Origin of the sequence: Prauserella alba, from assembly GCF_024171735.1 — a bacterium.
Classification (GTDB): Bacteria; Actinomycetota; Actinomycetes; order Mycobacteriales; family Pseudonocardiaceae; genus Prauserella; species Prauserella alba.
Genome location: NZ_JAMTCH010000003.1, coordinates 242500 through 260973, shown reverse-complemented (window position 1 = coordinate 260973; position 18474 = coordinate 242500). Strand labels below are relative to the sequence as shown.

The 18474-nt window shown below is 68.5% G+C and carries 16 protein-coding genes; 3 read left to right on the top strand and 13 right to left on the bottom strand.

The features are described from left to right. Nucleotides 1-462 precede the first annotated feature (462 nt). Nucleotides 463-1215, top strand: a complete 753-nt coding sequence (locus tag LY12_RS01120) for a class I SAM-dependent methyltransferase (RefSeq protein WP_253852664.1) — start codon at nucleotides 463-465, stop codon at nucleotides 1213-1215. A gap of 264 nt (nucleotides 1216-1479) precedes the next feature. Beyond that, complete coding sequence (locus tag LY12_RS01115) at nucleotides 1480-2805, top strand: MBL fold metallo-hydrolase (protein WP_253852663.1); 1326 nt, start codon at nucleotides 1480-1482, stop codon at nucleotides 2803-2805. Nucleotides 2806-2854: 49 nt separating this feature from the next. On the opposite strand, the gene LY12_RS01110 is transcribed toward LY12_RS01115, so the two are convergent. Next, nucleotides 2855-3214: a hypothetical protein gene (locus LY12_RS01110; RefSeq protein WP_253852662.1), complete on the bottom strand. Its 360-nt coding sequence runs from the start codon at nucleotides 3212-3214 to the stop codon at nucleotides 2855-2857. 339 nt (nucleotides 3215-3553) lie between these two features. Between LY12_RS01110 and LY12_RS01105 the strand changes: the two genes are divergently transcribed. Continuing rightward, nucleotides 3554-4720 (top strand): hypothetical protein, encoded by a 1167-nt coding sequence (locus LY12_RS01105; RefSeq protein ID WP_253852661.1) that lies wholly within the window; start codon nucleotides 3554-3556, stop codon nucleotides 4718-4720. Between the two features lie 96 nt (nucleotides 4721-4816). On the opposite strand, the gene katG is transcribed toward LY12_RS01105, so the two are convergent. The 12 genes from katG to lanKC all read right to left on the bottom strand — a co-directional run bounded on the left by katG (nucleotide 4817) and on the right by lanKC (nucleotide 18461). Then, nucleotides 4817-7021 (bottom strand): catalase/peroxidase HPI, encoded by a 2205-nt coding sequence (gene katG, locus LY12_RS01100; protein ID WP_253852660.1) that lies wholly within the window; start codon nucleotides 7019-7021, stop codon nucleotides 4817-4819. Nucleotides 7022-7051: 30 nt separating this feature from the next. Continuing rightward, entirely contained in the window at nucleotides 7052-7480 is a 429-nt protein-coding gene (locus tag LY12_RS01095; protein ID WP_253852659.1) for a Fur family transcriptional regulator, read from the bottom strand. Between the two features lie 122 nt (nucleotides 7481-7602). Then, entirely contained in the window at nucleotides 7603-8376 is a 774-nt protein-coding gene (gene fabI, locus LY12_RS01090) for an enoyl-ACP reductase FabI (protein WP_253852658.1), read from the bottom strand. After that, nucleotides 8373-9641, bottom strand: coding sequence for a beta-ketoacyl-ACP synthase II (gene fabF, locus LY12_RS01085; RefSeq protein WP_253852657.1), 1269 nt, complete (start codon nucleotides 9639-9641; stop codon nucleotides 8373-8375). The genes fabI and fabF overlap by 4 nt, the downstream gene beginning before the upstream one ends. A 29-nt stretch (nucleotides 9642-9670) precedes the next feature. Beyond that, complete coding sequence (locus tag LY12_RS01080; RefSeq protein WP_253852656.1) at nucleotides 9671-11404, bottom strand: thiamine pyrophosphate-binding protein; 1734 nt, start codon at nucleotides 11402-11404, stop codon at nucleotides 9671-9673. Beyond that, complete coding sequence (locus LY12_RS01075; RefSeq protein ID WP_253852655.1) at nucleotides 11401-12348, bottom strand: hypothetical protein; 948 nt, start codon at nucleotides 12346-12348, stop codon at nucleotides 11401-11403. The genes LY12_RS01080 and LY12_RS01075 overlap by 4 nt, the downstream gene beginning before the upstream one ends. 44 nt (nucleotides 12349-12392) lie before the next feature. After that, entirely contained in the window at nucleotides 12393-13298 is a 906-nt protein-coding gene (locus LY12_RS01070) for a DUF4429 domain-containing protein (protein ID WP_253854781.1), read from the bottom strand. A 79-nt stretch (nucleotides 13299-13377) separates the two neighbouring features. After that, nucleotides 13378-13596, bottom strand: coding sequence for a DUF5708 family protein (locus tag LY12_RS01065; protein ID WP_253852654.1), 219 nt, complete (start codon nucleotides 13594-13596; stop codon nucleotides 13378-13380). A gap of 44 nt (nucleotides 13597-13640) precedes the next feature. Continuing rightward, complete coding sequence (locus LY12_RS01060; RefSeq protein WP_253852653.1) at nucleotides 13641-15086, bottom strand: MFS transporter; 1446 nt, start codon at nucleotides 15084-15086, stop codon at nucleotides 13641-13643. 293 nt (nucleotides 15087-15379) lie between these two features. Next, nucleotides 15380-15472, bottom strand: a complete 93-nt coding sequence (locus tag LY12_RS01055) for a class III lanthipeptide (RefSeq protein ID WP_221212622.1) — start codon at nucleotides 15470-15472, stop codon at nucleotides 15380-15382. A 211-nt stretch (nucleotides 15473-15683) separates the two neighbouring features. Continuing rightward, the gene (locus LY12_RS01050) at nucleotides 15684-15767 is read right to left on the bottom strand and encodes a class III lanthipeptide (protein ID WP_253854779.1); all 84 of its coding nucleotides are present in this window, start codon (nucleotides 15765-15767) and stop codon (nucleotides 15684-15686) included. A gap of 63 nt (nucleotides 15768-15830) precedes the next feature. Beyond that, nucleotides 15831-18461: a class III lanthionine synthetase LanKC gene (lanKC, locus tag LY12_RS01045; RefSeq protein WP_253852652.1), complete on the bottom strand. Its 2631-nt coding sequence runs from the start codon at nucleotides 18459-18461 to the stop codon at nucleotides 15831-15833. Nucleotides 18462-18474: the final 13 nt, after the last annotated feature.

Below are 18474 nucleotides of genomic sequence, written 5' to 3'. Positions count from 1 at the left end.
TTCACGTCCGGGCATACGGCGACATTCCGGCGTGCAGCCCCTCGTGACCCCTTCGCGGTGAGCGCACTCGGCCCGCAGTCCTGCGTCATCGTCCGGCCCCACCCGATACGTGATGCTTTCGAGTCGTTTCGTCGACCGGCCTGGAATGTCCGTAGCTGCCCGGTTCGCCATGCATACCTGCATGCATAAGTTATGTGCCTGTATTCCCTGGACCGGCCGTACGCTGTGTCATCAGCCACAGCAGAGCACGCGGAGCTATTCATAACATATACATATCAACCTGGGTGATGTTCGATAACTAAAATGCCCTACCGTGGGGAATCCGAAGTGGCAACGGACAAGTCAAGCCCAGGCACTGGGGTCGGCCACGCTGACGGTGTGCGAGCTCGCCGCTGCTGGCGGCACTCCCACCATCACCGGCGAAACCCACCCCCGGCGTCCGGCAAACCGGAAGGGGAACGCGTGACACTGCAGGCCGCAGAACAGGACGGGTCGGCACCGGAGGGCCACGGTGCCTTCTCCGCGGCGACGGGTCGCAGCCTCGAAGGCGACAACGCCAAGCCGAATTACCTGGAGTACCAGCGCGAACTGATCCGGCCGTACGCCGGACGCTCCGTGCTCGAGATCGGCGCGGGCGACGGCGAGTTCGTCTCCGGCTACCACGACGCCGAGCGTTACGTCGTCACCGACGTCGACCCGGACGCGGTGCGGCAGATGAAGTCGCGCTTCGCCGACCGCTCCGACGTCGAGGTGCAGCAGTTCGACGGCGACGGCAACGGCCGCCTCGACAACCCGGTCGAGACGCTGCTGGCGATCAACGTGCTCGAGCACATCGAGGACGACGCCGGCGCACTGCGCAGCCTGTCGAAGTCCGTGGCACCGGGTGGCAAGGTCATCATGTTCGTGCCGGGATACCAGCAGCTGTACGGCGAGTTCGACCGCATGGTCGGCCACTACCGCCGCTACACCCCGCGCACGCTGGCCACCGCAGCGCGCCGCGCCGGACTGTCGCCGGAGGTCTCCAAGCCCGTCAACTTCCTCGGTGCCTTCGCCTGGTGGGCCGCGGTCCGCAAGGGCGGCACGGGCTCGCCGAACCCGAAGCTGGTGTCGATGTACGACCGCTTCGTCGTGCCCGTCACGAAGACGATCGAGAAGAACGTGCGCGTGCCGTTCGGGCAGTCGATCCTGCTCGTGGCACGCACCCCGGTCGCCTGAGGTCCGGGCCCCGTTCGCCGCAGCCCGCGGCGCCCCGGCATCGGGGCGCCGCACCGGCGCGGCAGCTCGCCAACGGCGCGACCTCCGGCGCCGCAACTTCACAGCGGCGCATTCACGGCGACACAACTTTCACAGCGGCACAACTTCACGGCGGCACAACTTCACAGCGACACAACGGAAAACGCGATCGCCCGCTGCTACCGTTCGTGGCAGGGCCCGGCGCAGCCGGCGCTGTCAGTGAGTGACCGGGAGGGCACACCGCGGATGGAGATCCTGACCGTCGACACGCCGTCGCTCGGCGATCGCAGTTACCTCGTGCACGACGGATGGGTGGCGTTCGCCGTCGATCCGCAGCGCGACATCGACCGCATGCTCGCGTTGCTGGAGGACCGCGGTGTCCGCCTGGCGGCCGTGTTCGAGACTCACATCCACAACGACTACGTGACGGGCGGACTGGCCCTTGCCCGGTTGACCGGGGCGTCCTACCACGTCAACGCGGCCGACCCGGTGTCCTTCGAGCGCACGCCGATCTCGGACGGCGACGTCGTCGAAGTCGGCTCGATGCGGGTGCGCGCGCTGGCGACCCCGGGACACACGTTCACGCACCTGTCGTACGCCGCGACCCGTGAGGGTGACCGCCCCGTGGTGTTCACGGGCGGTTCGCTGCTGTTCGGCTCGACCGGCAGACCGGACCTGCTCGGGCGGGAGCACACCGAGGACCTCGCACACGCCCAGCACGCCTCGGCGCACCGGCTGGCGACCGAGCTGCCCGACGACACACAGGTCCTGCCGACCCACGGTTTCGGCAGTTTCTGCTCTGCGACGCCGACGTCCGGCGATGCGTCGACGATCGGCCACGAGAAGCGCGTCAACCCGGCGCTGACCGTCGACGAACGTTCCTACGTCGAGACGCTGATCGCCGGGCTGGACGTGTATCCGGCGTACTACGCGCACATGGAGCCCGCCAATCTGGCCGGCCCTTCCGAACCCGACCTGAGTCCCCCGCACCGCGCCGACGCCGGCGAGCTGCGGCGCCGCATCGACGCCGGCGAATGGGTCGTCGACCTGCGCACCCGCACGGCGTTCGCCGCCGGTCACGTCGCGGGCACGCTCAACTTCGGCATCGACGGCGCGTTCGCGACCTATCTGGGCTGGCTGTTGCCGTGGGGCACGCCGCTGACACTGCTCGGCGAGACGCCCGAGCAGATCGCCGAGGCGCAGCGGGAACTCGTCCGCATCGGCATCGACCGGCTCGAAGCCGCCGCGACCGGCAACGTCCGGGAATGGGCGTTCGGCAGTGAGCTGCGTTCGTTCGAGACCGCGTGCTTCGCCGACCTGGCCCAGGTCCGGCACCACCGGCGAGTGACCGTGCTGGACGTGCGGCGCCGGTCCGAATGGGACGAAGGGCATCTCGACGACGCGGTGCACATTCCGCTGCACGAGCTGCTGGGACGGATGGACGAGGTCCCCGTGGGCGAGGTGTGGGTGCACTGCAAGTCCGGCTACCGGGCGGGTATCGCCGCCTCGCTGCTGGCCGCGGCAGGCAAGCGGGTCGTGTCGATCAACGACGATTTCGCCGCGGCCGCCTGAACCCACAGCCACCGCCGCGGGTTCAGGCGCTCGTCCTCGGATGCCGCCGCTACAGCTCGCGCAGCGCCGCGCACGCCACGGCCACATAGGCCGCATCGGGCGCGCGATAGGCCACCGGGGCCCAGCGGTCGTCCGTGACCTGGGTGCCGTCGGTTCCGACACAGCTGTAGGTGCCGCCGACCTCGTACGGCCCGCAGGGGTCGACCCCGCCCGCGTTGCTGCAGGTCGTGTAGTTGTCGCAGGTCAATGTGGTCAGCGCCGTCGCACTCAGGTGCGGGCCGCTGCGTACGTTCAGTCTGCACTCGTTCGCCGTGTTTGCGTGCACCAGCGCGGGTTCGCCGCCCGGGCCGCTTCCGGGCGCGGTGTCGCCTCCAGGCGCGGTGTCGCGCGCGGTGTCGCCTCCAGACACAGTGCCGGCTCCGGACACTGTGTCGACTCCGGGACCTGTGTCGACTCCGGGTGCTGGGGCCGCGGTTGCCGTTCCCGCGGTCAGACCGCCCATCGCGACCGCACACACCAGGGTCACGGCCGCCCGCACCGATCGTCTCGTCACGTCCACTCCTCCTCGTCGACACCCGCGGGTGCCGGTCCGGCGCGCGGGCTCGGTGATCAACTGTCATGGTGGATATCGGCCGCCGCGGCAGGCCTCTCGATCGCCGGACCGGCTGGTCCCACCGGTTTACGGCCCGGTGTACGAGTGGTATGCCCCAGCGCCGCTCCGACTCCGATCGTGAAAGCAGGAAGTCCAGTGCCGACTCGATCCAGCGACGACACCGAATCCGTCACCGACGACCGCTCCTCCGAGCGGGTCACCGTGCTCGGCCTGATCGCGGATCCGGACATGCCGCAGACGATCGCCGAGCACCTGGCCGACACGTTGCCCGAGGAACTGGACGGGGAATGGCGCTTCGAGGTGGACGCCGATCCGGTCACGGCGACGCTCGAGGGAACCGCGGAGATCCTCGACCAGACCGCGCACAAGTGCGACTCGCACGGGTGGACCTACGCCATCTGCATCACCGACCTTCCGGTGCGCTCCGAGGAAGGCCCGGTCGTTGCGGACATCGATCACGATCGCGGCGTCGGTGTCGTGTCGGTTCCGGGCATGGGCGGCCTGCAGACCCGCAGGCGGGTCCACCAGGTGATCCGGCAGGTGCTCGACGAGCTCCGCGGCGATCACGGACAACGGGACGAACCGGGCGGGGTGCGCGAACATCGCCGGCACGGCCTCAGCGGTCGCGCGATCGGTGTGCTGGCGCCGATTCGCCGCAAGGCGATCGAAACGGAGGACAGCTACCTCGACGTGCGGTACGTGACGCCGGGCAAGCGCGGCAAGTTGCGGCTGCTGTCGGGCATGGTGCGTACCAACCGGCCGTGGCGCCTCGTGTTCGGCCTGTCGCGCGCGCTGGCGGCCGCGGTGGCGACGAGCGCGTTCGGGCTGTCGTCGAGCACCATCTGGATGGTCGGCGATCAGCTGAACACCGGGTTCAAGGTGCTGACGACGGCGACGGCGATCGCGGCCCTCGTGGCATGGCTGATCGCGGCGCACAACCTGTGGGAGAAACGCGGCGACACGCGCTCGGATCCGGAGCTGGCGCGGCTGTACAACGCCTCGACGCTGCTGACGCTGATCATCGGCGTGGTCGTGCTGCTGGTGATCCTGTTCGTCGTGAACTTCGTGCTGGCGTGGCTGATCCTGCCGGCATCACTGCTGACGAGCATGCTCGGCAGCGAAACCGATGTCGGCACGTATCTGGCCGTGGCATGGGCGTTCACGACGCTCGGCGGGATCGCGGGCGCGCTGGGATCGAGTCTGGAGACCGACCAGGCCGTGCGGCAGGCGGCTTACGGTTACCGGGAGAGCCGCAGGCGCGCCGAGTACCAGGAACACGAACAGGGCTCCGGCGGCGACTGAAACCGGCGACGACCGAGCAGGTGGCGGGCCGTGACGTGAAACGGCCCGCCACAGGGAATCCCCTGCGGCGGGCCGTTTCGGAGTGTCAGGCCGGAATCAGGCCGTGACGTCGAACCGGTCGAGGTTCATGACCTTGTCCCACGCCGCGACGAAGTCCGCGGCGAACTTCTGCTTCGCGTCGTCGGCGGCGTACACCTCGGCCAACGCACGCAGCTCGGAGTTCGAACCGAACAGCAGGTCCACGCGGCTGGCGGTCCACTTGGTCTCGCCGGTGGCGCGGTCCTTGCCGGCGAACTCCTCGGCGGCGTCGGTCGTGGGCTCCCACTCGGTGCTCATGTCGAGCAGGTTGACGAAGAAGTCGTTGGTCAGCGCCTCCGGCTTCGACGTCAGCACACCGCTGCTGGAGCCCTGGTAGTTGGCGCCCAGCACCCGCAGGCCGCCGAGCAGCACGGTCATCTCCGGTGCGGAGAGCGTGAGCAGGTTCGCCCTGTCGATCAGCGCGTACTCGGCGGGCAGCGGGTTGCCCTTGCCGAAGTAGTTGCGGAACCCGTCGTTGCGCGGCTCCAGGTGCGAGAACGACTCGACGTCGGTCTGCTCGGCCGTGGCGTCACCGCGGCCCGGCGTGAACGGCACCGTGACGTCGACGCCTGCGGCCTTGGCGGCCTTCTCGACGCCCACGACACCGGCCAGGACGACGACGTCGGCGAACGAGACGGGCCGGCCGAACGAGGTCTGGACCTCCTCCAGCTTCTTCAGCACCGGCTTGAGCTTCTCCGGCTCGTTGACCTCGAAGTTGACCTGCGGCTCGAGGCGGATCCGGCCACCGTTCGCACCGCCGCGCTTGTCGCTGCCGCGGAACGTGGACGCGGCGGCCCACGCGGTGGAGACCAGTTCCGACACCGAGAGGCCGGTGTCGGCGATCTTGCCCTTGAGTTCGGCCACGTCGGCCTCGCTCGGCACGTACTCCGGCTTCGGGATCGGGTCCTGCCAGAGCAGGTCCTCCGCCGGGACCTCGGGGCCGACGTAGCGGTCCTTCGGGCCCATGTCGCGGTGGGTCAGCTTGAACCATGCGCGGGCGAAGGCGTCGGCGAACTCGTCCGGGTTCTCCATGAACCGGCGGGAGATCGGCTCGTAGATCGGGTCGACCTTCAGCGACAGGTCCGTGGTGAGCATGCTCGGCTGGCGGTTGAGCTCACCGGTCTCCGGGTCGGGCACCGTGTTGTTGGCCATCCCGTTCGTGGGACGCCACTGCCAGCCGCCGCCCGGGCCCTCGTAGACCTCCCACTCGTAGGCGAAGAGGTTGTGGAAGAACCAGCCGCTCCACTGGGTCGGCGTCGGGCTCCAGGTGACCTCGAGGCCACTGGTGATGGCGTCGCGGCCGACACCGGTGCCGTGGCTGTTCTTCCAGCCGAGGCCCTGCGCCTCCAGCGGGGCGGCCTCGGGGTCGGGACCGTTGTTGGAGTCGGGGGCGGCGCCGTGGGTCTTGCCGAACGTGTGCCCACCGGCGATGAGGGCGACGGTCTCCTCGTCGTTCATCGCCATGCGGCCGAATGTCTCGCGGATGTCGCGCGCGGCGGCGACCGGGTCCGGCTTGCCCTCCGGCCCCTCCGGGTTGACGTAGATGAGACCCATGTGCGTGGCGCCGAGCGGCTGCTCGAGCTCGCGGTTCTCCTCACCACCGGAGATCCGCTGGTCGCTGCCGAGCCACGTGGTCTCGGAACCCCAGTAGACGTCGGTGTCCGGCTCCCACGCGTCGACCCGGCCACCTGCGAAACCGAAGGTCTTCAGGCCCATCGTCTCCAGGGCCACGTTACCCGTGAGAACCATCAGGTCGGCCCACGAGATCTTCTTGCCGTACTTCTTCTTGACCGGCCACAGCAGCCGGCGGGCCTTGTCGAGGCTGACGTTGTCCGGCCAGCTGTTCAGCGGAGCGAACCGCTGCTGGCCGCCGTCGGCACCACCGCGGCCGTCGCTGACCCGGTAGGTGCCCGCACTGTGCCAGGCCATCCGGATCATCAGCGGGCCGTAGTTGCCGAAGTCGGCGGGCCACCAGTCCTGCGAGTCGGTGAGGACGTCGGCGATGTCCTTCTTGACCGCCGACAGGTCGAGGGACTCGAACTCCGTGGCGTAGTCGAAGTCCTGGTCCATCGGGTCGGACACCGGCTGGTTCTTGGCCAGGATCTTCAGGTTGAGCTTGTTCGGCCACCACACCGTGTTGCTGTCACCCTGAGTCGGGTGCGGCAGACCCTGGTCGTGCAGGACGGGGCAGCCGCCCGCGGCCGCTTCGGTGCTCTCGGACAATGGAAATCCCTTCAGGTGGATCAGCGTGGATCAGGAACTAACTGCGGAACAGTCGGGGCACACGCCCCAATAGATGATCTCGGCCTCGTCGATGGTGAAGCCGTGGTCGTCGGAGGCCTCCAGGCACGGAGCCTCGCCGACGGCACAGTCGATGTCGGCGATCCGGCCGCAGGAGCGGCACACGACGTGGTGATGGTTGTCCCCGACACGCGTCTCGTACCGCGCGACGGAACCCATGGGCTGAATACGCCGGACGAGTCCGGAGGCCGTCAACGCGCGCAGCACGTCGTAGACAGCCTGATGGGAGACCTCACCGAGTTCCTCACGCACGTGTCCGATGACGGAATCGGTGTCGGCGTGGGGATGTTCGTGCACCACGGACAGCACCGCCACCCGCGGACGGGTGACACGCAGGGAGGCCCCGCGCAGCAGCTGTTCGAGATCCGTGGTCGTAGGCACGGCGGCCAGTCTGCCGGAAAATCTTGAATGAATCAAGAATGACTTACGCGCTCTCACCCGGACGGGAATCCGCCCTGGTCAGCGCCCCGTGACGGCCGGTGAGCCGCGCGGCGCACCGCGGGTCAGCTGCCGACCGCGTGCACACCCCCGTCGGCCCACACCATCGAGCCCGTCGTCGTCGGCAGCCAATCGGACAGGACCGCACACACCGACTTCGCCACGCCGGTGCCGTCGACGGTATCCCAGCCGAGCGGCGCCTTACGGTCCCAGTCGGCGTCCAGCTCGGCGAATCCGGGGATCGACTTCGCCGCCATGGTCCGCAACGGCCCCGAGGCGACCAGATTGACGCGCACCCCGGACGGTCCGAGGTCCCTCGCCAGATATCGGGTCACCGACTCGAGCGCCGCCTTCGCCACGCCCATCCAGTCGTAGTCCGGCCACGCAACCCTGGCGTCGAAGTCCATCCCCACGACGGAACTCCCGCGCGACAACAGCGGCAACAGGGCGACGGCGAGGGACTTCATCGAGTAGGCCGAGACGTGGAGACTCGGTGCGACGTCGTTCCACTCCGTCGCCAGGAAGTCACCGAAACAGGCTTCCGGGGCGAACGCGATCGAGTGGACCACTCCGTCGAGGCCGTCGACGTGCTCGCGCACGCGCCCCGGCAACGCGGCCAGATCCGAAGGGTCGGTGACGTCCAGTTCGACGACCGGCGCGGGCTGCGGCAACCGGGCGGCGATCCGTTCCACGAGCGACATCCGCCCGTAGCCGGTCAGCACGAGCTGCGCGCCCTGCTGTTGCGCGACCCGAGCGACCTGGTACGCGATCGAGGTCTCGGTGATCACTCCCGTGATCAGGATCCGCTTGCCAGCCAGCAGCCCCGTGTCCGCACTCATGCGCTCTCGGCCTCCCACCGCCGCACGACGAGCACCGCGTTCCGGCCGCCGAAGCCGAAGGAGTTGCTCATCGCGATCCTCGTGTCGTGGCGCTGCGGCGCTGCGGGCACGAAGTTCATCTCGGGATCCAGCGGACGTTCGCAGTTGATCGTCGGCGGCACGACGCCGTCCCGCATCGCCAGCATGCAGGCGATCAGCTCCACCGCACCGCTCGCGCCGATCATGTGCCCGGTCATCGACTTCGTCGAGCTCACCGGGATGCGCGGAGCGTGCTCGCCGTACACCTCACGGATCGCGGCCACCTCCCGCTCGTCCCCCACCGGCGTGCTGGTGCCGTGCGCATTGATGTAGTCCACGTCGGCAGGCGCGATGCCGGCGTCGTCCAGCGCGCCCCGCATCGCGGCCTTGGCACCCTCCGCCTCGGGGTGCGGCGCGGTCCAGTGGTGAGCGTCCGAGGTCGAGGCATATCCGACGACCTCACCGAGAATGTGCGCACCCCGCCGCATCGCGTGCTCGGCCTCTTCGAGCACGACCGCGCCCGCGCCCGCGCTCATCACGAAACCGTCGCGCTCCTCGTCGAAGGGGCGGGAGGCCCGTTGCGGGTCGTCGTTGCGGGTCGACAGCGCCTTCGCGTTCCCGCTCGCAGCGAGATCGATGCGCGTGATGCAGTTGTCGGCGCCGCCCGCGATGGCCGCGTCGACGATGCCGAGCTGGATCCACCGTGCCGCCTCACCCACCGAGTCGCTGCCGGTGGCACACGCGGTGCTCAGTGCCCGCGTCGGCCCTTTCACACCGAACTGCATGCTGATCTCACCCACCGGGTTGTCGATCGCACCGGCCACCTGTGCGAACGGGCTGATGCGGCGCGGGCCCTTGTCCCGCAGAATCTCCGGCAGGCTCTGGTTGTACAGATTGGCACCGTAACCACTGCCCATGAGCACCCCGGCGCGCGGCGCCAACCGGTCGTCGATCGTCAGCTTCGACGATTCGACGGCCTGGATCGCCGCGCACAGCGCGTACTGCGCGTACAGGTCCATCCGCCTGCTGACGTTGCGGGCGATGTAGGTGTCCGGGTCGAAGTCCCGCACCTCGCCGGCGACCTGCGACTGCAGATCGCCGACCTCCAGCGACTGGACCGGGCCGACACCCGACCGGCCGGCCAGCATGGCCGACCACGTCGCCTCCACGTCCGGTGCGAGCGGTGTGATCGCGCCGTGTCCGGTGACGACCACGCGCCGGCGAAGTCTCCGAATTTCCTCAAGCATCGCGGTGCCCTTCGCTGTTCGGTGCCGGTTCAGGCGGGATCCGGTGCTGTGAAGTCACCTTCGATGTCGGAGATGCCCGGCGGAGCGTCACTCAGCTCCACCGCGACATGGACAACGGAAACCGTACCGGCTGCGGTGTGTTCGTATGCCTTCGTCAACGCCGCGTCGAGCGCGGCCTCGTCGGTGACGGCCACCTGGTGGACGTCGCGTTCCTCGGCGGCGTTCCGCGCGAGGCCGCCTGGTTCGACGTCGCCGGGGTCGATGAACGAGAACCGCTCACCGGCGCGCCCGTGCGCGCCCAGCTGCGACTGCAACCAGCCGTATCCGCCGTTGCAGATCACCACGATCAGCACGGCCAGCCCTTCCTTCACGAAAGTGGCCAGTTCGCTTCGCATCATCGCGAACGCGCCGTCACCGACGAACGCGACGACCGGCCTTCCGTCCGCTGCGAGGAACACGCCCCCCGAGCCCGCAGCGCCGAAGCCGAGACTCGTCTGCTCGGACGGCACGACGGAGCCACCCTCGGCGGCGCACGTGTAGTACGGGAAGATGTAGGACCACATGTCCTGCAGTCCGTTCTCCTGCACGAGGACACGATCACGCGGGACGACACTGTCCACAGCGGACAACAACCGGCTCACCCGCACGGTGCCGGGGGCCGGTACGCCGGATGCGGGGACCTCGGCGTCCGAGTGAAGCCGGCGGCGGGTCTCGGCGATCCGCTCCTGCCACGTCTCGTCCCGTTCGGCGGTGTCCAGCGCAGGCAGCCACTCCCGCACGACATCGCGGACGTCTCCCGTCACCCGGTGCCCGTCCCAGTCGGCGGAGAACCCGTCCACGTCGACGTTGACCTGGACGACCGGGGGCATGTCGGCGACGTCCGGCCAGCCGAAGGTCGCCGTCTCCTCCAGCCTGCTGCCCAGCGTGACCACGAGGTCGGCGTCCCGCCACAGCGGCGCCGCCGCCGGCCGCAGGTACAGACCGGACAGGCCGAGGAAACGCTCGTCGTCCTCGTCGAAGCACCCGCGCCCCGACGCGGTACTGAACACCGCCGCGCCCAGGCTCGCGGCGAACCGTTCCACGGCACCGTCGGGATTGCGGTGCCGCGTGCCGCCGCCGACCAGCAGGATCGGCCGCCGGGCACGGCGAACGGCCGCGACCGCCGGGCTGCGCTCGTCGAATCGCACCCCCGCAGGTGGTTCGACGGCGGTCTGCCACGGACGGTCACGGGTGATCCGCTCGGTCAACAGCTGTTCCGGCAGTTCCAGGTACACCGGGCCGGCAGGCGGCCCCTGCGCGCGACGCCACGCCTTCTCGAGCGCCGGCACCAGTCGTGCCGAGCTGTCCACCCGCTCCGACCAGCCGACCACGGGACCGAGCACCGACATCTGATCCAGCTCCTGGAACGCGGTGCCGCTACGGCGGTCGGTCGCGGTGCCCGTTCCGATCACGAGCAGCGGCGCTCCGCTGAATCTGGCCTCGAGCACACCCGTCATCGCGTTCGTCGCCGCAGGGCCCTTGCCGACGACGCACACGCCCGGCGACCCCGCCTGCAGCGCGTAACCGGTGGCCATGAACGCCGCGTTGCGCTGGTCCCGGCACACGACCAGCCGCGGTGAATCCGCCTCCAGGGCATCGAGCAGCGTGAGGTCGTCGGAGGGTAGACCGGTCATCACCTCGGCCCCCGCGGTGCGGAGGAAGTCGACGACCGCGTGCCAGGCACCGTCGTAGGTCGCGGATCGCGATCCGGTCCGGCCGGTCATGCCGTCACCTCCAACGGTTCCGGCATCGTGAAGCCGGAGGTCGCGAAGTCGTCGGCGACCTTGGGGGTCACCACCGCGGTCGGCATGACGTTGTTGGTGATCCGCGCGAACATGTTCCGCGGACCGACGATCACCACGCGGCGTGCCCCGCTGGACCGCATCCCGTCCACCACCGTGGACCAGCGGACCGGTGTCACCCAACCGTCGAGAAGGTCGGTCATGACGGCGGTTCCGTCGGTGAGCAGGCCTCCGGTGACGTCGGACAGCATCGGGACGGTCGGCGCCCGCCAGCTGTAATGGCGGTACACCTCCTCCTCCAGCCGGGCGCGGAGCGGTCCGACGGACGAACAGTGTTCCGAACGGTTCATCAGATAGAAGGGGAAACCGCCCTGCCGACGAACACGCTCCCGCAGCACTTCGAGGTCGGAGAGCGGACCGGACACGGCGTGCACCGTGTTGTCCAGATAGATCGACACCTCCACGTCGCGCCCCGCTGCGCGGAACTCGGCGACGAGCTCGTCGACCGCGTCCGAGTCCATGCGGTAGAAGAAGAAGCACCCGAGCGGCTCCGGCTGCGACTCGAAGTAGTCGACCTCGACCGTGGTGCTCCGCTGGATCAGGGTGAGGACGTCCTCATAGGACAAGGCGCCGGTGTGGACGGCGGCCGCGAGCGCGCCGAAACTCTGACCGCCCGACACCACCGGCCGGAGGTCGAGGTTCGCGGTCGTCCAGTCCGCCAGCGCGAGGGTCAGCGCCATGAAGCCGACCTCGAACACTTCCCAGTCGTAGACGTCGGCCTTCTCGTAGGCATCGAGGACCGAGTAGCCGACGACGTCGTCGGCTACTCGGATACGTTTCTGCGCGAACTCGTTCTCGCGCAGAAACGTCTCGACGGCGGAGAATTTCGTCGGGACGAGGCCCGGAAAGTACATCGCGTCGGACACCGACACAGCCTCCAGTAATAGTCGCTTCCGGAGGCGCACTCCGGTCACAACCGGTCCAGTAACTCCTGCTTCTTGCGTCGGAACTCGGCGTCGTCGAGCAGACCGGCCTCGTGGAGCGATCCCAGTTCACGAATGGCGTTCGCGATCTCGTCGACCGATGTCGCCAGGCGGGATTCCTGCGGTCCGGCATCGAGAGCGGTCCTCCGACCGTCACTCAACGCCCCGGACGAAACGGGCGCCGCATGGCGCCTAATGCCGGCAAGAAGTGATGCACCGAATGGTAGAGAGTCCGCGACGGTGCCACAACCCAAACCGAAAAGAACGGTCGTGGGATCCTCCTCCGCGGGCGGTCTGTCCGCGGATTCGCCCCGCACGCGCACGGACAACTGTCCGCTGAACGCGCCCGGTCGCACCCACTCGACGCCGTCGAGGTCGGCCAGCGGGTACGTCCGGTCACCGCCGGACCGCTTCTCCGGCGTCGCATCGGCGTTCCACCGCAGGTGCAGGTTGTCGGCGTCGAGATGGGCGTCGGCGTCGAAGCACCGCAGGTGCAACGGCGGCGGTTCCGCATCCAGCAGCAAACCGTTCGATTCGGACCGGGTAGTGGCATGCTGCTCGGCCAGGAGCCGGATGTGCTCGGCGTAGTAGTCCGCGAGATCGGACTGACCGCGGTCCAGCTCGAGACGGTAGAGCTCCGAGTCCTCGGCGAGCTGTCCGGCGGCGACCTCGGTGTAGGGATCCGCGCCCGGATGCAAGCGCAGGGCCAGTACCGGAGCACCGTCGCCGTGCATGACTCCCGCCCGCGCGATCGCCGCGAGCGGTACCGAACGCTGTCCGATACGTCGCAACAGCCGCGGAATCCCACTGCTGCTGGAGTAGACGATCTCGATGCGGTCCGCGAGGAACGTCCAGGTCGCGTTCCTGCCCGGCAATTCGGGGTCGAGTCCCATACTCACGGCCCTACCGTTGTTCGCTGTGTCCGGTCACCGAGTTCGCGGTGTCCGGTTCGTCCGGACGACGTGGACCGCGTCAGTTGCCCTCGACCTGATCCTTCTCCTTGTCCTTCGACCCGAACAGCATCCAACCACCGGTGATGACCAGCTCGGCAGCGCCGAGGATCGCCAGCACGAGACCGACCTTCGTCAAGGTGACCACCGGCGTCTCGACGCCTTCCGTGGTCAACCAGAGCACCAGGCCCACGATCAACATTCCGGCACCGATGAACAACGACTTCACGTTGGCACTCATTACATCCTCCATTAACGCTCGACGGCCGCTCTGTGCGCGGCAATCTATCGTGTCAGTGATCCGATCATGATCGGCTGTGTCGGCTGCGCGTCGTCGAACCGTGGCCGTTTCAACCGGTGCAACGGGCGGACGAAGAACAGCACGACGGCTATCAGCAGATAGCAACATCCAATTACCACGAACGTGGTTCGCGTGCCCGCCGCTCCCAGCAGCCAGGTGAGCATCGCGACGCCGACCGGGCCGGGGCCGGACACGATCGTCGTGACGATGCTCGTCACCGAGCCGAAGATGCGCTCGGGTACGCGTTCCTGCAGGACTTGCAGATACAGCAGGTCGATCGGGCTGATCATAATACCGCCGACGACCATGATCGCCAGCGCCGCCACGACGTGGACCTGCACGGTGAGCAGCAGCAGCATCGCGGCGAAACCGAGGTATGCCGCCAAATACGTGGCCCGTCGCGGCAGACGCGCGCCGACGACGCCGTAGGTGATCGTCCCGATGAGCGACCCGATCCCGAAAGCACTGACCAGGCCGCCGTACCACGCCGCGTCGTCCAGGATGTCCGAGGCATAGCCGGTCAGCCCGATGGTTCCGACGGCACTGTCCAGGGTCGCGAGGATCGTGGTCGTGATGATGAGTGACAGCAGCAGTTTGTCGTAGCGGAAGAAGCGCACCGCCACGACGAACTGCTGCCGGTAGGTCCGCAGATCGGCGGCGGTCCGTCCCTTCTCCGCCGCCGCACTTCCCGGAACGGCCAGGAAAACGATGACGATCACCGCCGCGAGCGCGCCCGCGGCCGCGTCGACGACGAGCACCCACGGGCTGCCGAAGGCCGCGACGATGCCACCGGCGACCATCGGGCCGAAGATCGTCGCGAGCGCATTCATCGACCGCAGCGTGGCGTTGGCGCTCTCCAGTGAATGACCGGCCTGTTTGGCCAGTGTCGGGAGCAGCCCGAACGTCGCGACCCTGCCGGGTTCGTCGGCCGAGTTGCGCAGGAACGAGACGCCGAGCAACAGCCACGGAGCAAGCACCCCGGCCACGAACAACGCGTACGTGAGCGCGGTCAGGGCGGTCCCGACGACGATGGAGAAGATCCAGGAGACCCGCAGCCCCGCACGGTCGATGAGCGGGCCGGCGACGACGCCAGTGATGATGGAGCCGACCATCGACACGGTGACGATCCACCCGGTGAGCGCGAGGTCGCCGGTGCTGTCGAGCACGAAGATCGGGAACCCGGCGGCGCCGATGGCGTTGCCCGCCAGGTTGATCGCGAAGGCGATCTGCATCGCGATGTACGCACCGCGCCGGTGCGGGGTGCGGTGCCTGCCGCCGTACTCGACTCCCCTGCGCGCACCGCTGGCGTCGATGCGATGGCCGGTGACCGCGAAGTCCGCGAGGATGTGCGACACCGGCCGTCGCCCGTCCGCCGGTCGGTGCCGGCCGGTACGAGCCGAGCCACCCGACGACGAGGTCGCCTGAGTCAAGCCACTCCTCCGACTTCCACCACCCGCACGGGCACAAGAGTCCGGTGTGGACGCCCGATTCCCTCGGGTGTCCACACCGGCGCTGATCCGTTGCCGGGGAGGCCGAGACCTCCCCGGCAACGGCGGTATCAGTCACGGTCGATACGGCCCGAACGGTGCGTGCCGACCGGAGGCTGCCCGGAGACAGCGGCGTTCTCCCGGTTCCGCGATCACACAACGCCACCACCGATCACGTGCTGATTCCTACTTCCCACAGTGCACTTCATCGCGAAGTGCTCGACTGGAGAAACACCTCAGCAGTTGTTGCTGACGGTGCTGCCGGGAAGCTGCGCCTCGGCAGCCGAGGTCTCCAGGGCCTGAAGGTCCAGAACAGCCATGCTAATCACCTTTCTAGTGTTTTCGACAAGTTTCCCGCCCCGTGCGGGCGGATCTACCGGAGAACTTTTCAGCAGTTGTTGCTGACGGTGCTGCCCGGAAGCTGCGCCTCGGCAGCCGAGGTCTCCAGGGCCTGAAGGTCCAGAACAGCCATGCTAATCACCTTTCTAGTGTTTTCGACAAGTTTCCCGCCCCGTGCGGGCGGATCTACCGGAGAACTTTTCAGCAGTTGTTGCTGACGGTGCTGCCGGGAAGCTGCGCCTCGGCGGCCGAGGTCTCCAGGGCCTGAAGGTCCAGAACAGCCATGCTAATCACCTTTCTGATATTTCCCAGCCGGACGACCCGTCGGACCCACTGGTGGCCCGGAGTTCATACGGACAGGAAGGGAAGAAGCGGAACATTCTCGTCCGCCACGGAGGCCGCGGCGACCAAGACTCCCGCATTACCAGTTGCGAAATCCATGGACAAGCGGGAACATCCGTCACCGGGAAAAGAAACATGTCCACGATAGGCAAGCGCATGCCAACTCAAACGTTCGAGGTGGCTTTCCGTCTGCCTGGAATCAATTGTACCCGTACGACCGCGGTCGAGTCGAGCATTTACGCCCATTAGTCCGGCGCGTCCGTGGAAGAGATTTGCGTCCATGACGAAGTCGCTGTGACAGCCCGCGGCGAGCGGCCCCAGTGCCGCTTCGAGTTCGCCGTCGTCGACGCGGCGCAGAATGTCGTCGACCACGAGCGCGATTCCGGCAGATCCGACGTCGAGATACGGCAGCCGCCGGAATCCGCCGTCAACCTGCCAGGTCCCGTCCTCGTCGGCCACGCACAAGCGCAGGTCCCGGCGCACGGCAGCGATCGCCGTGTCGAGCCAGCCCTTGTCACCGGTGGCCTCGAACAACCGCAGGAAGAACAGCGCAGGTCCGGACCAGCCCCGGATGAGGCCGCCGTGTGTTCCGGCGTCCGCTGCGCGGCCGAGCCTGCCGGGCGGCTTGTCGACGCCGTGCGCGCGCCCGTCGGCCACGGCTTCCTCCAGTCGCAGGGCGATGCGGAGCGCGTCGGACAGCCGGTCACCGCTGCGGCCGCTTGCGGCCGAGCCGTACTTGCCGTGCAGATGAAGCAGGTTCAGCCCCACCCCGGCCAGGCCACTCAGGTAGCTCACGTCGCGCATCTGCTCGACGGATGCCGCCGCACGGTCGATCAGTGCGGCCGCCGCGTCCCGGTGGCCGAGCTCGTCGAGCACGTACGCGATGCCGTGGGCGCCGTCCAGGAACCCCGGCGCGGCCACGGGTTCGTCGGCCCGTGCGAGCAGCCACTGCCGGTACCGGTCGTCGACCTCGTAGCCCGTCACGTGCAGCGACCACAGGACGCCGGCGGCACCGTAGGCGAAACAGGATCCTCCCGTGACGAACTGCTCGGTGTCTCCGGGGAAGAGCCGGTCGGTCCGGTCCGGTTCCGCGCTGGCCACCATCGCCGCGGCGACCGAATCGCGCCAACGACGTTCGGCGGGGGCCGGGGTGTCCCGCGGCAACGCGGCGACCTCCGGCGCCGGTGCGGCCTTCGCCGTCGCCGCACCGGTGACCGACGCGGCGAAATCGGCGGGCAGGTCGAACAGCTCGCAGGCGACCGTGACCAGCGCATCGAGTTTGGCCGGTGCGATCGCGAGCACACTCGTCAACGGCAGGTAGAACCACAGCCGGAGGATCGCGAGCGCGTTGCGGTCGATGTCCTCGTCGAGGGCCGTGGCCGTCGTGAATCCGGCGTGCCCCATGCGCTGCGTCCTGCCGGCACCCGCCTCGAACGCGGCCTCGAAGTCGACGAGGCCCACCTCGTCGTTCTCGTCGACGATGACGTTGGCCGGATGGAGGTCGGCGAACACGACGCCGCGTTCGTGGATCCGTTCGATCAGACGCGTCACGTTGGCGTGGATGCGCTCGGCCCGCCGCACGTAGGCGGCGCGTTCGACGGCCCCGCTTGCCGCGCCGATCAGCGGGTAGTGCCGCGCGAGCCACTGCTGCAGCGTCACGCCGGGCACACGGTCCATCGCCACGAACCGGTGCTCCCACACGGTGGTCACCTCGTGCACCGCGGGAACACCGTCGATGCCTGCCAGTCGCCGCAACGCCCAGACCTCGTGGTCCATCCGGCCGACGGCATCGGTGTCGGCGTCGCTCAGACCGGCGTGCGGCCGTGCCTCCTTGAGCACGAGTTCCCTGTCATCGGTGGCACTGTCGTCCGTGTCACCGACGTCGGTGGCACTGTCGTCGGTACCCCGCTCGGCCACGTAGACACCGCCGCCGTTCGAGAAGTGCAGCGCCTCGACGACGCGATAGTCCAACGTCGCACCGGTCGCACTCCGCCGCTCCAGACTCGGCCGGAGCACGTCCGGCACCGGGACCCAGTCGGGAATCGTGAACACCGGCTTCCGCTCGTCCGGCACGAGTGTTCCGTCCGGCCGCTCGATCGCCAGTACCCGCTCACCCTCCTCGGTCACGCAGAAGCGTTTCGCGAAGCCGCCGTAACGGACGTAGAGCGGACCGTTGCCGAACCGCAGGTCGCTGAGGATGTACGGGCCGGCGTTACCCGAGAGCGCGGCGTCCAGCTCGTCGAGACACGTCCTCAGCTGGTGCTCGTCGACCGGGTAGATCGTGACGACCTTCCCGCTCGCGGCACGCGGTGCGTACTTGAGGCTGAAGGCCCGGACCAGATTGCGGCCGCCGAGGAACTTGAACGTGATGTCGTTGCGGAAGCAGTGTTCGGCTGCCACCCGGACCGCCTCGTCGGCATTGTCCGGCGTCGCGCTGATGTGGATCTTCCATCCCTGCGGGGGAAGCCGTACGGACTCCGGTCGCAGCGACACCCAGCCGTCGGAACCACCCCGGCTCCATCCCTCCGGCGGAGCCTCCGTGGCCAGCGGGAAAGCCGTTCCGTCCGGCCGCCATCGGGCCGGATCCTCGAAGAACACGGGATCTGCGAGCGTGTACAGCTGCGCGAGCGGGTTCATCGGATGTCCTTCC

Coding starts and splice junctions, on each gene's coding strand:
- LY12_RS01080 (WP_253852656.1), bottom strand. CDS start 11,404: ATGACCGGCCGGACCGGATCGCGATCCGCGACCTACGACGGTGCCTGG.
- LY12_RS01070 (WP_253854781.1), bottom strand. CDS start 13,298: ATGGGACTCGACCCCGAATTGCCGGGCAGGAACGCGACCTGGACGTTC.
- lanKC (WP_253852652.1), bottom strand. CDS start 18,461: ATGAACCCGCTCGCGCAGCTGTACACGCTCGCAGATCCCGTGTTCTTC.
- fabI (WP_253852658.1), bottom strand. CDS start 8,376: ATGAGTGCGGACACGGGGCTGCTGGCTGGCAAGCGGATCCTGATCACG.
- fabF (WP_253852657.1), bottom strand. CDS start 9,641: ATGCTTGAGGAAATTCGGAGACTTCGCCGGCGCGTGGTCGTCACCGGA.
- LY12_RS01115 (WP_253852663.1), top strand. CDS start 1,480: ATGGAGATCCTGACCGTCGACACGCCGTCGCTCGGCGATCGCAGTTAC.
- LY12_RS01065 (WP_253852654.1), bottom strand. CDS start 13,596: ATGAGTGCCAACGTGAAGTCGTTGTTCATCGGTGCCGGAATGTTGATC.
- LY12_RS01050 (WP_253854779.1), bottom strand. CDS start 15,767: ATGGCTGTTCTGGACCTTCAGGCCCTGGAGACCTCGGCCGCCGAGGCG.